Origin of the sequence: Flavobacterium flavipigmentatum (assembly GCF_020911905.1) — a bacterium.
GTDB classification, from domain to species: Bacteria; Bacteroidota; Bacteroidia; order Flavobacteriales; family Flavobacteriaceae; genus Flavobacterium; species Flavobacterium flavipigmentatum.
Genome location: NZ_CP087133.1, coordinates 3910818 through 3926809, shown reverse-complemented (window position 1 = coordinate 3926809; position 15992 = coordinate 3910818). Strand labels below are relative to the sequence as shown.

The 15992-nt window shown below is 35.1% G+C and carries 7 protein-coding genes; all 7 read left to right on the top strand.

The genetic code is table 11. From position 1 onward, the window contains the following. Window positions 1–17 precede the first annotated feature (17 nt). The 7 genes from LNP22_RS16625 to LNP22_RS16595 all read left to right on the top strand — a co-directional run bounded on the left by LNP22_RS16625 (window position 18) and on the right by LNP22_RS16595 (window position 15992). Window positions 18–2459 (top strand): Calx-beta domain-containing protein, encoded by a 2442-nt coding sequence (locus LNP22_RS16625; RefSeq protein ID WP_229974455.1) that lies wholly within the window; start codon window positions 18–20, stop codon window positions 2457–2459. A 342-nt stretch (window positions 2460–2801) separates the two neighbouring features. Further along, entirely contained in the window at window positions 2802–7205 is a 4404-nt protein-coding gene (locus tag LNP22_RS16620) for a hypothetical protein (protein WP_229974454.1), read from the top strand. 82 nt (window positions 7206–7287) lie between these two features. Next, window positions 7288–9693, top strand: coding sequence for a hypothetical protein (locus LNP22_RS16615; protein WP_229974453.1), 2406 nt, complete (start codon window positions 7288–7290; stop codon window positions 9691–9693). Window positions 9694–9800: 107 nt separating this feature from the next. Beyond that, window positions 9801–11045, top strand: coding sequence for a T9SS type B sorting domain-containing protein (locus LNP22_RS16610; RefSeq protein WP_229974452.1), 1245 nt, complete (start codon window positions 9801–9803; stop codon window positions 11043–11045). Window positions 11046–11184: 139 nt separating this feature from the next. Continuing rightward, window positions 11185–12102: a PorP/SprF family type IX secretion system membrane protein gene (locus LNP22_RS16605; RefSeq protein ID WP_229974451.1), complete on the top strand. Its 918-nt coding sequence runs from the start codon at window positions 11185–11187 to the stop codon at window positions 12100–12102. 12 nt (window positions 12103–12114) lie between these two features. Beyond that, complete coding sequence (locus tag LNP22_RS16600; protein WP_229974450.1) at window positions 12115–14049, top strand: OmpA family protein; 1935 nt, start codon at window positions 12115–12117, stop codon at window positions 14047–14049. A 191-nt stretch (window positions 14050–14240) separates the two neighbouring features. After that, window positions 14241–15992: a sensor histidine kinase gene (locus tag LNP22_RS16595; RefSeq protein WP_229974449.1), complete on the top strand. Its 1752-nt coding sequence runs from the start codon at window positions 14241–14243 to the stop codon at window positions 15990–15992.

Here is a 15992-nt window from a genome sequence, read left to right as displayed (position 1 = left end):
CAAATAAATCCTTTAATATGATAAAAAAATTTACACAATTATTGATTATGATTGGCTGCTTTGCCACTTATGCTCAGGAGATGCCCGTAGTTTTTAATAAGAATTTAAGCGAAGGAAATAGTACCGTAAATAAAGTAGTTCCTCTGGAATCAGGTGATCTGATCATTGCAGGTGGAGGTAGCTCTAAAGCGTATATAACTAAATTATCGGAAGATGGAAAAGTACTCTTTGAACGAGCGATAGTAAATCGTGGAATAGATTCCTATCGTGATATTGTTGTCACTAAAAAGGGCTCCTTTTTGGCAGTTGGTGGAGGAACATTAAATGTAGGTGCGGGAAGAATTTCTCTTTTTGATTCTAAAGGAACACCTGTTTTTGATAAAGTTTTTGGAGAAAATGATGGAGGTTATTTCACCACTGTCAAAGAAGATTTAGAAGGTAACTTTATAGCAGTTGGGGTGTCTGGAGGCATTTTGCAACAGGGGAGAATTGTGAAATTTACTGTCGAGGGAAAAATTATTTTCGATAAATTTTTTGATAACAGTACAGTACTTCACGGTTTAATCATAGACGAAAACAACAATATTCTTTCTATGGGGAGCTCTGTAGATAATAGCAATGGATCAGGGGTTTTACTAAAACTAGATACCTCAGGAGTTGAAATTTTTCATCAGATTTCGCCTATTGCAGGAGGAGTTTATAAAGAGTTCAAGCTTTTAGAAGATGAAAGTTTATTAGCTATCGGTGGTGGTGGATATGGTTCGGGGAATTCTCCAAGAATAACACGTATTCGGATGGATGGTCAGGTTATTTTTGATAAAACTTATAGTAATGTAGATGGTATTTTTACTGCTTTAGAGGTAGATCCTTCTGGTTACATATATGCATCGGCAGAAGAATTTGATCGAGGGCGTATGTTAGGATTGCGATTTGATGGTACCATGGTTTTCAATCAAGAAACAGACACACCATTAACATCAATAAAAAGAGGTGAAGACACCAATATTGTTGCCATTGGAGGAAAAGAAGGGCAAGGTGTAGTGATAAAAACTAAACAAAATGGTAAACTTATTTTTGAAAAAAAAATAGCTCATGCCTTAAAAGAATTGTATGTATCTGAAGACAATGATATTTATGCAACAACATCTAAAGATTTCAGTATTGTAAAATTTGATACTAAAGGAAATCTCGTATTTGATAAAAATTATGTCAAAGGCAGTAAAGAAGGACATTATGCTTCCTTAATCATCTTGCCAACTGGAGAGATGATTGCTTTAGGAACGGGAACAAATATCGGAGGCAGAATAACCAAAATAAGCCAAGGAGCAACGATTAACGATATTTCGGTATCGGAGCCATTAAATGGCATTATGACAGCAAGTGTACGAGTAATATTGTCTGGTTTTTTACGTAAAGACGGTGTGAGAATGCCTGTTAAGATAAGTTATAAATGTCTTTCAGACGGTACCGCTACAGGTGAAGACTATTTGCCATCGGAAGGAGTTTTATCGTTTCTACCATCTGATTTTGCAACTGGCTCTTTGATTGAAAAGACGATTGAGATTCCAATTAAAAGCGATTCCAATTTTGAGGATTCGGAGTATTTTAATGTAAAATTATCTTCACCAGAATATACCTACATAGCCAAAGAAGAAGCTAAAATAAATATCATCAATCAAGCAGCCGTAGTTCGTTTTGTAGGAGGTTCGGATGCAGAGGAGAAAGGATCTTTAAGTTATGAATTGGGTTTATTTAGTCAAGATGGAAAGCCTTTGGTTAATAAAACTTCAAAAGCTTTACAGCTTAATTATATGTTTGGAAATGGATCGGCAACTGAAGGTCAGGACTTTTTTGGAGATACTAAAACTGTATTAAAAATACCTGTAGATCAATCTTCTGCAAAATTATTAGTAAAAACTAAAGATGATAATTTATTTGAAGATATAGAATCTGTCCAGTTAGTCTTGACAGGAGTAGAATCAAATAGTGTAGAGTCGATGGTAGAATTTCTAGGTGGAGCCAGAACGATTTCGCATATCCAAAAAATAAGAGATCAGGCTGCTGAGTTACAGATTTCAAAATTATCTAATCGAAATGAGTCTAGTGTTTTACCAGTAGCAATGTTCAAGGTATTTTTTACTAAAGTAAGTGACGGTAAGCAGCTAGTGAATTGCTCTGGCTCGGACATTCGAGTTAAATTTGATGTTGATGCAACCAATACTACAGCAGTACTAAATAAAGATTTTGTGATTTTAAATAGCCACGATCTAGTTATTGCCGGAAACTGTGACAATATGGAAGCCGATATTCAGGTACTTGTTATTCCAGACGTAGAACAAAAAGGCGACAAGAACATTGCCTTAAAACTAACAGGGGTTGATAGTTTATCAACAGCAGGTATTATTAACATTTCTCAAAAACAAGACAAAGCGATGGCGACAGTATTGTTCAATAAATAAGTATTCTATAAAATCAAACCATGATTTTTGTAAAAAGGCAAGTGTCTCAATGGAGATGAGATGCTTGTCTTTTTTCTTATTAGTTGTTTTAAAATAATAATTTTTAGAACACATCTTTTTTGTTATTGAATTTTTCTATTGAAAATATCATCTACGAAATTACTTGTTATTAAGTAGTTTTTTTTGCCCATTTTGTAGATATAAATAATTTTTTTTCAAACCTTAATTTTTTCTGCCGTTTGATTTTTTGAGGATTCATAATAGAAAGAGTACTCGATTTTTTTTATTTCATTTTTAGATTTTCATTATAATAAATTATTATAACTCTAATAATTCAATCTTATGAAGAATAAATTACTTTCTTTAATTTTATTTTCAGGCAGTTTTGCAGCTTATTCTCAGGTTGGTATCGGAACTCCTATGCCAAATGCTTCTTCTCAATTAGAAGTTGTTTCCAATGATAAAGGTGTATTAATTCCGAGAATAAAGTTAACTGGTTCAACTGATGTTACAACAATTCTAAACGGTAATATAAATAGCTTATTAGTCTTTAATACAGAGATTATTTCAGATATAACACCAGGTTATTACTATTGGTACAATAATAAATGGAACAGAATTGTTGTTTCAAGTGAAATTGCTTCGATTCCTAATACAGTTATTTATAATCCCTCTACTCAAGAATTTACTTATGTAGACGGATCGGGTACTACACAAATTGTTGATATTAGAGCAATTATCAAAGCCAATGAAACACTAACGACCCAAGCTCAAAATACGAGTACAGGAGCGATTACCTATACCAATGAAGCAGGCACGGCAGTGACTTCGCAAGTCGTGAGTGCAACTGCTGGTAACCTTATTGGTGTTGGAACCGATGGAGGTGGTTTTATTGATAATGCAGTTATTAAAGCCAATGAAACATTAACGACTCAGGCTCAAAATACTACTACTGGAGCGATCACGTATACCAATGAAGCAGGAACGACAGTGACTTCGCAAGTCGTGAGTGCAACTGCTGGCAACCTTATCGGCGTGGGAACAGATGGAGGAGGATTCATTGATAATGCAGTTATTAAAGCCAATGAAACACTAACGACCCAAGCTCAAAACACTACTACTGGAGCGATTACCTATACCAATGAAGCAGGCACGGCAGTGACTTCGCAAGTCGTGAGTGCGTCTGCTGGTAACCTTATTGGTGTTGGAACCGATGGAGGAGGATTTATTGATAATGCAGTTATCAAAGCCAATGAAACACTAACAACTCAGGCACAAAACACTAGCACTGGAGCAATTACGTATACTAATGAAGCAGGAACGGCAGTGACTTCGCAAGTAGTGAGTGCCTCTGCTGGTAACCTTATTGGTGTTGGAACCGATGGAGGAGGATTTATCGATAATGCAGTTATCAAAGCCAATGAAACACTAACGACTCAGGCACAAAACACTACCACTGGAGCGATTACGTACACCAATGAAGCAGGCACAGCAGTGACCTCACAAGTTGTGAGTACGTCTTCTGGTAACCTTATTGGTGTTGGAACCGATGGAGGTGGATTTATTGATAATGCAGTTATCAAAGCCAATGAAACACTAACGACCCAAGCTCAAAATACGAGTACTGGAGCGATTACCTATACCAATGAAGCAGGCACGGCAGTAACTTCACAAGTTGTGAGTACGTCTTCTGGTAACCTTATTGCTGTTGGAACCGATGGAGGTGGTTTTATTGATAATGCAGTTATTAAAGCTAATGAAACACTAACGACCCAAGCTCAAAATACGAGCACTGGAGCGATCACGTACACCAATGAAGCAGGCACGGCAGTGACTTCTCAAGTTGTGAGTGCGTCTGCTGGTAACCTTATCGGTGTGGGAACCGATGGAGGAGGATTTATTGATAATGCAGTTATTAAAGCTAATGAAACACTAACGACTCAGGCTCAAAATACAAGTACAGGAGCCATTACCTATACCAATGAAGCAGGCACGGCAGTGACTTCTCAAGTTGTGAGTGCGTCTGCTGGTAACCTTATTGGTGTTGGAACCGATGGAGGAGGATTTATTGATAATGCAGTTATTAAAGCTAATGAAACACTAACGACCCAAACTCAAAATACGAGCACTGGAGCGATCACCTATACCAATGAAGCAGGCACGGCAGTGACTTCTCAAGTTGTGAGTGCGTCTGCTGGTAACCTTATCGGTGTGGGAACCGATGGAGGAGGTTTTATCGATAATGCAGTTATTAAAGCCAATGAAACACTAACGACCCAAGCTCAAAATACTAATACTGGAGCGATCACCTATACCAATGAAGCAGGCACAGCAGTGACCTCACAAGTTGTGAGTACGTCTTCTGGTAACCTTATTGGTGTTGGAACCGATGGAGGAGGATTCATCAATACGGCTGTTATTAAAGCCAATGAAACGCTAACGACCCAAGCTCAAAATACGAGCACTGGAGCCATTACCTATACCAATGAAGCAGGCACGGCAGTGACTTCTCAAGTTGTGAGTGCGTCTGCTGGCAACCTTATTGGTGTTGGAACCGATGGAGGAGGATTTATTGATAATGCAGTTATTAAAGCTAATGAAACACTAACGACTCAGGCTCAAAATACAAGTACAGGAGCCATTACCTATACCAATGAAGCAGGCACGGCAGTGACTTCTCAAGTTGTGAGTGCGTCTGCTGGTAACCTTATTGGTGTTGGAACCGATGGAGGAGGATTTATTGATAATGCAGTTATTAAAGCTAATGAAACACTAACGACCCAAGCTCAAAATACGAGCACTGGAGCGATCACCTATACCAATGAAGCAGGCACGGCAGTGACTTCTCAAGTTGTGAGTGCGTCTGCTGGTAACCTTATCGGTGTGGGAACCGATGGAGGAGGTTTTATCGATAATGCAGTTATTAAAGCCAATGAAACACTAACGACCCAAGCTCAAAATACTAATACTGGAGCGATCACCTATACCAATGAAGCAGGCACAGCAGTGACCTCACAAGTTGTGAGTACGTCTTCTGGTAACCTTATTGGTGTTGGAACCGATGGAGGAGGATTCATCAATACGGCTGTTATTAAAGCCAATGAAACGCTAACGACCCAAGCTCAAAATACGAGCACTGGAGCCATTACCTATACCAATGAAGCAGGCACGGCAGTGACTTCTCAAGTTGTGAGTGCGTCTGCTGGCAACCTTATTGGTGTTGGAACCGATGGAGGAGGATTTATTGATAATGCAGTTATTAAAGCTAATGAAACACTAACGACTCAGGCTCAAAATACAAGTACAGGAGCCATTACCTATACCAATGAAGCAGGCACGGCAGTGACTTCTCAAGTTGTGAGTGTGTCTGCTGGTAACCTTATCGGCGTGGGAACAGATGGAGGAGGATTTATCGATAATGCAGTTATTAAAGCCAATGAAACATTAACGACCCAAGCTCAAAATACGAGCACTGGAGCGATCACGTACACCAATGAAGCAGGCACGGCAGTAACCTCGCAAGTCGTGAGTGCGTCTGCTGGCAACCTTATTGGTGTTGGAACCGATGGAGGAGGTTTTATTGATAATGCAGTTATTAAAGCTAATGAAACACTAACGACCCAAGCTCAAAATACGAGCACTGGAGCGATTACCTATACCAATGAAGCAGGCACGGCAGTGACTTCTCAAGTTGTGAGTGCAACTGCTGGTAACCTTATTGGTGTGGGAACAGATGGAGGAGGTTTTATTGATAATGCAGTTATCAAAGCCAATGAAACATTAACCACAATAACTCAACTGGTGACTACAGGAAATACTATTGCGAATTATACTAATGAAGCAGGAGGAGTTCCTATTGATATCAAAGAGACTGTTACGTCTCTGAGAGACGTTGTAACACAAAGTACTGATCCGCTCGGGCAAGTATTTGATTTACATACTTTGACTTATACTGATGAAACAAATACACCAAATCCTATCGATTTGGCAGTTTTAGTCAAAGGAGTAGAAACCTTGACGTCGTTAGTCTATGATGGTGCCAATCAGTCATTAATTTATAAAGATGAAAAGGGCATTTCATCAGAATTTAAAATGATTGATTTAATTGGAGATGCTGAGACATTAACCAAATTGGAAATAAATACAACAGCTGGAACATTAGATTATACTGGCGAAGACACACAATTACATCAACTGAATCTTGGGGTTCTTGTAAAAGAACCTTGGTTTAGTACAACAACTAATATTGGCGCTACTTTAAATACAGAGGATATTTATACAAATGGATGGGTAGGAATTGGTTATACATCTCCATCTGCTGCTCTTAATGAAAAACTAAGAGTTAACGGCGCAATAACTACCGTAAACAGTTACTATGCAGATTATGTATTTGAGGATTATTTTAATGGATTTTCAAATATTAAGAAGGATTACAAATTCAAACCTTTATCAGAAACGGAGAAATTTATCAGAGAGAACAATCATCTTCCTGGAATAACGTCTATCAAAGAATTAGTTAAGACAAAAGAAGGCTATTCATTTAATATATCCGAATTGTCAGTTCAATTATTAGAAAAGACAGAAGAACTTTATCTGCATATTATCGAGCAGAACAAAATAAACGAAATTCAAAGTAAAAAAATTGAAGAAAAAAATAAAGAAATTAAAGAATTAAAAGAAGTTTCAAACTCACTGAATCAGCGTCTTGAGAAACTAGAAAAATTAATAGTAGAACAAAAGAAGTAAAAACAATTACTGGATTTTGAGTATTCACAACTTGAAATTCTTAGGAACAATTTATATTATTCTAGATTTAAATAGCACGATTATGAAAATAAAAATACATAAAATACAAAAAATACTATTTCTAATAGTATTTAGTTTATTCGGTTTCTCTTCGATTTTTGCGCAAGTAAATAATACTAAAATAAAAGACGGAACAGTAAGTACAGGGGCTGAAAAAGCAAAGGCGGGAGCCATATTTGAATTAGAGAGTAACAATAAAGGAATGTTAACTTCGAGATTAACAACGGCGCAAAGAGATGCTATTCCGCCAGCTAATTTGACAGATGGATTATTACTGTATAATTTGACTACTGGATGCTTTGATTATTGGAGTCAAATACAAAATATATGGTTAAGTATTTGTGGGACATTACCTCCGGCGATTTTTGATATTTCTCCAACACAATGTACTCAAGTAGCAGCATCTGGAATTTTTAAACAAGGTGTTTCTTTGAATTTATCAAATTATTTATCCATTCCGGTGACAGTCACACAACCAGGAGTTTATTCGGTTTCTGCGACCACAACAAATGGATATTATTTTAATACGAATGGTACTTTTCCAAGTGCAGGTTCTTATATTTTGAATTTACCCGGTACAGGTACACCTAATAATGGCTATAATATTGGAGATCCAGGAGATCCTGTAAACATTTCGCTAAACGGAGTGGATAGTTCTTGTGTGCCAAATATTTTTGTAGAAAAAGCGAGTGTTGATTTTGTAATAAATTGTGGAAGTATAAGTCCATTAGGAGACTATTTTATAGGAATTCCTTTGACATCTTCAAATAAAATTACATTAACTGTAAATCCCACAACTATTGGTTTTTGGAGCATGACTACTAACACCGTAAATGGATATTCCTTTAGTGGCACAGGAACATTTAATAATACAACACCTAATCAAAGTGTCGAATTGTTAGGGACTGGCACACCAGTCGCATCTGGTACAAATAGTTTTAATCTTTCTTCTAATGCCAGCACAACAGCAACGGGTTCTTGCACAGGTATTCCTGTAACTGTTTCTACAGTAGCTTACACAATTGATTGTGCTACAGCAACTCAAAATGGAGTATATATGCAAGATGTTGCACTGTCTGCTTCAAATACTATAACGCTACCGATTAATGTGACCGCAACGGGTCAAACTACTATTACAACCACTACAGCAAATGGAATCTCATTTACTTCTGGATTAGTCAATTTATCAACTTTAGGGCCCCAAAACGTAATGTTAACTGGTACAGGAATGCCCTCGTCTGCCGGAACAACGGTTCTAACAGTCTCTGGAACTCCGGGTGCAGCGGCAACGTGTTCTCTCAATGTAACTATCGCTCCACAACCTGTAACCTATACAATAAATTGTGCAGGAATTACGACGAGTGGCAGCTATGCTCCGGGAATAGCAATGACTGCAACAAATACGATGACTGTTCCTGTTAATGTAACTTATGTTGGAGCTTATACCATTACAACAAATTCAGTAAATGGAGTTAGTTTCGCAGCAACAGGAACATTTACCGCAACAGGTGCTCAAAATGTAGTCATGACAGCAACTGGTACGCCAGTATCTGGAGGGACTTTTTCTTATGCAGTTTCAGCAAATAGTACCAATGGAGCTACAGCTTGTAACAAAAGCATCACTTTTATTTTTCGTACTATGAGGGTATTGGGGCTTGGAGGTGGTGTTTATCAGCCAGGATCCTCTGGTGCAGCAAATTCTTCTCGAGCAATATTGGCCTCAACAGCAAACTTTAGTGCTACAGGTACTTTTCCTGTACAAGGCATCACGATATTTGATGGAGCATATAGTTATGGCACTGCATTACGAAACTTAATTAACACCAACAATATTGATATTGTTGTGATCGGTTATAATTATACTCCAGATGCAGCTACTATTACGGTTCTGAATAATTTTGTTAAAAACAAGAAAGGGGTTCTTATTCATTCTCAAGAAAATGATGCCGCAAATGTTGTGAATTTAGTTAATACTATTTGTGGTTCTACAACAGTAGCTATCGCTTCAACGGGAACTACTTATACAAATCCAATTTTGAATATTTCTGATTCAATTTTGGAAGGGCCATTTGGAGATGTAAAAGGATTCAATTTAGGTTCAGATGTAAATAACTCTTATTACGCAACTGGTTTACCTGCAAATGTGACTAGTTTATCTACTCAAAATGGTAATGCAACGAGAATATTTTCTTTTAAACATACTACTTTAGGATATATCTATGTGGGTGATTCGGGATGGACAGCAGGTGATGCAACAAATGCCGCAACGACTATTTATCCAGCAAAAATGAGTTCAACAGGATTACCCTTAACAAAAGCGTATGATTCCGGGATTCCGGTATACAATAGTATTATGTATGCTAATACCATGGCATGGGCAATTAAATATGTACAAGCAAACATAAATTCTGCTTATGTTATTCCTTAACAATAGTTAAATAAAAAAGCACCTCTTTTATAAGCTTCATAATCGAGGTGTTTTATAAACTAGATGATTTTTATTAATGTCTTATAGATTTATTGTAATTAAAAAAGATGGACAAAATTTATATAAAAATAGTTGTATTATTACTTTTTCTGATGGGTGAAGTTGCTGCGCAAACAGTCAATATCGGAGATTTATCTATTGCACCTAATACACAGTTTGCAACATTATTTGATTTTAATAATACAGCAACTGGAGATTTTTTAAATGATGGGAATTGCATTGTTTATGCAAATTTTAAAAACGACGGATTAACAACTTATAGTAATTCGAGTACCGGTAAAACCTTTTTTATTGGTTTCCAGGAACAGTTAATAGAGGGGACACAAATTTCGCATTTCCAGAATATTGTTTTTGATAATAAAACCTCATTAATTCCCATTCATTTAGCTACAACAATCGCAATTGGCAATCAGGCAGAGTTTAACACTGGTATTGTTGATGCTGCCAGTTTTAACGGTAAAATGATTTTTAATGAAAATGCTTTTCACTCAAATGTAAGTGATTTGAGCTTTGTGGACGGGAAGGTAGAAAAAATAGGAAGTGAAATATTTGAATTTCCTGTTGGAGATAATGTATTCTTCAGGCCTTCTTATAATGGAACAGGCACCAATAGTAATAACGCCTACACGACTCAATATTTTCGTGAAAATACAGGTAGTCTTCATCCTTATACCAACAAGGAGGATACAATTTTGTCTATTGATGAGGTTGAGTACTGGAGCGTAATACAAGAGCAGGGGAGCGAAAAGATTGTTTTAAGTATCACTTTAGATACAAATACAACACCATCTTTATTTTTTGCAGAAACTGCGGAAACAGAACTGGCTATTGTGCGTTGGGATGACATACAATCAAAATGGATCAATGAAAAAGGAATAGTCAGTGATGCTTCCGTTGGAGAAAGTTATTCTAAATTAATTACGGCACAAGTTTCCGGATATGGTCTTTTTACAATAGCACTTGTTAAAAAGGGACCTGTCGTAGAAAGTGATTTAATTATCTATAATGCGCTGTCTCTTAACGCAGACGGCGTCAATGATCGTTTTTATATTAAAGGAATTGATAAATACCCAGATAATAGAGTTGAAATATACAATCGTTGGGGAATAAGGGTATTTGCGGCAAATTCATATAATGAAAGCGATGTAATGTTTAGAGGATATTCTGATGGACGAACAACTATCGATAGGGGGGAAGGACTTCCTGCAGGAACTTACTTTTATATTTTGAAATACAATACAGGAAGCAGAACGATTGAAAAGTCAGGGTATCTATATATTAACAAACAATAGATTAAAAATAGTGGAGTAAAAAAAATAGTAAACTTAATAACAGCTTTGAATTATGCTAAAACAATAAAATGCTGTTTTTAGATTGGCTTTTATTTCTCTTTTGACTCAACTAGCTTTCATAAAATAATAAATATCTATTATGAGAACAAAATTATTTTCTTTCGTTTTGATCTTTACAGCTATTGTAAGTCACGCTCAGCAAGATGCTCAATTTACACAATATATGTACAACACTATAAATATTAATCCAGCCTATGCTGGTTCGCGTGGAGCTCTAAGTATTTTTGGTTTGTACCGTACGCAATGGGTTGGGCTTGACGGAGCACCAGTAACAAGTAGTTTTTCTATAAATACTCCAATAAACAATAGTAATTTGGGAGTAGGAATTTCATTAGTCAATGATAAAATTGGTCCAACCAATGAGAATAATTTTTCTATAGATCTTTCCTATACAGTACAAACTTCGGCTGATTTTAAACTATCCTTTGGTATAAAAGGAACCGGGAACTTATTTAATCTCGACATTAATAAATTAAATCCTGAAAATCAGGGCGATATTCAGTTTCAGGACTTTGATAGCAAATTTTCTCCAAACATTGGGGCAGGGGTTTATTGGCATTCTAGTAAGGCCTATATTGGTTTATCAGTGCCGAATTTTATTGAAACTAATCGTTATAATGATAATGATATAGCAATCTACAGGGATAAAATCAATTATTATCTTATGGGAGGTCTAGTTTTTAATCTGGACGATTATGGTTCTATCAAATTCAAACCAGCTGTACTCGCAAAAATGGTAGAAGGCGCACCTTTGCAAGCAGATATTTCTGCCAATTTCATGTTTATGGACAAGTTTGTAGTTGGAGCTGCTTATAGATGGAATGCGGCATTTAGCGCCATGGCAGGGTTTCAAATCAACGATGCAATGTATATCGGTTATGGTTATGATCGTGAAACGACTCAGTTAAATAACTATAATTCAGGATCACATGAAATTTTCCTGCGTTATGAATTATTTAAAAATAATGATAAAATGACAACTCCACGTTTTTTCTAAAAAATATTTATTATGAAAAAATATATACTCCTTTACGTCACAATAATTAGTGCTTTTTCATTTAATACGTATGCACAACAAAGCAAAATAGCCTCGTCTGATAAGAATTACGATAACTATGCTTATGTAGATGCAATTAAAACTTATGAACGAATAGCGGAGAAAGGATATAAATCTGAAAGTATGTTTAAAAAGCTAGGTAATTCTTTTTATTTCAACTCTCAGTTTGATAAGGCAGCAAAATGGTACGGGGAATTATTTGCAATGAATAGTGAAGCAGAACCAGAATATTATTATCGTTACGATCAATCTTTAAAATCGATTGGAAATATAGAAAAATCGACTCAAATGATTGATTTATTCAATCAAAAATCCGGAAATGATACTCGATCAAAATTGTATCAGGAAGATAGAAATTATCTTGAGGAGATCAAAGCCAATTCTGGTCGTTATATCATTGAAAATTCAAAAATAAATACTCCTTATTCGGATTACGGAACTGCTTTTTATTTGGATAAAATATTTTTTACCTCTGCAAGAGATACTGGAAATTTTACGCAGCGAAAACACAAATGGACTGGCGAATATTTTACAAATTTATATCAATCGGATATTGATACTGATTTTAATCTGAATACACCGAAAAAGGTAAAATCAAAAATTAATACAAAATTTCATGAGTCGACTCCCACTTTTACAAAAGATGGCAAAACGGTTTATTTTACTCGAAATAATTACATTCATGGAAGAAAAGGAAAAGATGAAAACAAACACACTTTAGTAAAAATATACAGAGCTACACTTGAAAATAATAAATGGGTCAATGTAACAGAAGTTACCTTTAGTAGCGACAACTACAGTACGGCGCATCCCGCATTAAGTCCCGATCAAAAAACATTGTATTTTGCATCTGATATGCCGGGAACTATTGGTCAATCAGATATTTATAAAGTGAGTATAGACAACAGTGGTAATTTTGGTATTCCTGTAAATTTTGGACATGGAATCAATACCGAAGGAAAAGAGACTTTTCCTTATGTAACCGATCAAAATGAAATCTATTTCGCTTCAGACGGGCATCCTGGACTTGGAGGATTGGACTTATTTGTTGGCAAAATTGACGACAAAGGCATAAGTAATATTCAGAATATTGGAGCCGATGTAAATTCTCCTAAAGATGATTTTGCCTACATCATCGATTCTAAATCCCGAAGAGGCTTTTTTTCATCAAATAAAGATGGCGGACTAGGCTCTGATGATATTTACCAATTTTTGGAAACAAGAAGTTTAGATTGTTCCCAAGAATTAAGCGGAGTGCTAAAAGATGTTGTAACCGGCGAGGTTTTACCAAACACAAAACTGACTTTATATGATGCTGATTTTAAAACAATAAGTAGCACTTATTCTGATCAAAACGGCAATTATACTTTTACTGTCGAATGTGATATGACGTATGTCCTAAGAGTTGAAAAGGAGGAATATACAACCAAGGAACAAAGTGTTAGTATCTCGAAACAAAACGGAAAAACGAATTTACCCATTTTCATGGAAAAGGCAGATTGCGTAGTAACGGTTGGTGATGATCTTGGTAAGTGTTTTGGTATAAAAATGATTTATTTTGAGGTCGATAAATCTACTATAAGCACAGTAGCTGCTTTAGATCTTGAAAAAATATTAGATGTCTTGAATCAATATCCAAAAATGCAACTAGATATTCGTTCACATACAGATAGCCGTCAAACTGCTCAATACAACCAGAATTTATCAGACAAACGAGCTAGACTAACAAAGGAATGGCTTGTGAAAAACGGGATTGCTTCCAACAGATTAATTGCCAAAGGTTATGGAGAAAATCAACTTGTAAATAAGTGCTCTGATAATGTAAAATGTACCGAGGAAGAACATCAGATGAACAGACGGAGCGAATTTATTATATCTGTTTTGTAAAGATAAATATGCTTCATGATTTTTGTTAATTCTGCCCAGAAGTAGCGTTAATAACCAAATAAATTGTAGAACAAGTTCTACGTAGGATTGTCAAACGTACTACAGAACGTTTTGCTTTAGAGAAGTACTTTTGCCTTCAACTCATAAATAAACATAAATATAAATTCAAAAATTGAATTAAAATATAAATTTTGATCAGAAAGCATTTTATAGGTAATACGTTTAGTTTTATAAAACTAAAATTTAGATACAGGAAAGTAATTCATTATACTTTGCTGGCATGTGTTGTTTTTTTGCAAGTTGTTGTCATTATCCTCTGGTATAACGAAACTTCAAATGAAGTCCAGATTGCGAAAGCTTTTGAATCTATCAACACCTTAAATAAAATTTCACTTGTAACCAATAAAGTAAATAGGTCCTTCATTAATTCTCAAAAGTATTTTAATGATTATATACATTATAAAGATGAGGTTTCTTTTCAAAATTATACGGGTTCTCTTAACGAGATAAATCGTCTAGTGGATAGTTTGAGTTTATTTACCGAAAAAAATCAGGAATTTAAAAGGATTTTGATGGAAAAGAGCAAGTCAGAATCTGATATTTTGTCTTTAAAATCTGATATTGATTCTATTATAGCAATACAAATTAATCCCGATAAAAAATATTCATCAGACTCATTTAAGCTCAATAAATTTGAATATAAAAAGATTTTAGACAGTATTAAAACAGATTTTTATATAAAAGTTGACAGTGTATCACGCAAAGGATTGTTCTTAAGACTTGGAGATGCATTAGCTGGTAAAATTGATGTGCAAAAAGAGCATCTTAATATCATTGTTACGATGAAATATAATGATAAAGTAGTTTCAGGAAGCATTGAAAATCAGGTAGAAAATGTTTTTAATGCTACCAATAAATATTATGAAAATGAATTTAATAACTTAAAAAAGTCTTTTTCGAGTTTGACAAATGAAGACTCAAAATTGACCCAACTTAATAGCAAACTCCTCGACTTGCAAGGACAAATAATACCTAATTACAGTAATTCTTTGAGTGCGCTTCAAGAGAACACTCAAAAACAGCTGGAGGACAGATACAAATCAAATATCACAGTTAGAAATTATTCTATAATCCTGCTTTTAGTATTAATGTTTGTAATATCAATTATACTTTTCAGTTTTACACGAATGGCTTTTGGATATGAAAAAAGATTAACAAATGCGCAGAATAAGATACTACAAAGCCTGAATTTTAAGAATAGAATTATGGGTATGATAAGCCATGAAATTAGGTCTCCCTTGAGTATTATTTCTATTTATAGTAAAATGATAAGTTCCTCGATAAAAGATATTGAAATAAAAGAAACTTTCAAATCTATCCAGTTTACTACTAATTCACTGCAACTTTTAGCGAATCAGATTTTAGAGTATTCTAAAGATGAAAATCATAAACCAAAATTAAATAACAAGAAGTTTTATTTACAAACAGAAATCAAGCAGATTATTTCTTCTATGGCTTCGTTGGTCGAAACCAAAGGAAATAAAATAAAGGTAAATTCTAACTTAGATTTTGATTATGAAGTAGTGTCAGATGCTATAAAAATTCATCAGCTTTTTTATAACATAATTGGTAACGCAAATAAGTTTTCAGAAAATGGATTGATAATAATTACTATTGATCTGGACTATATTTCGGGGACTAAACTGAATTTAAAAATAGAAGTTCAAGATCAAGGAATTGGTATTGCCGAAAATGACTTAAAAAACATATTTGAGCTATATTATCAAGGAACAGTCTCGACAAAAGTCAATGATTTAGGTGTAGGTTTAGGCTTGAACCTGTGTAAGGAAATAGTCGAATTATTTGGAGGAGAAATACATGTAGAAAGTAAAGAACGCAAAGGTACCAAGGTTACTTTTAATTTAATATTAAATCTGGTATAA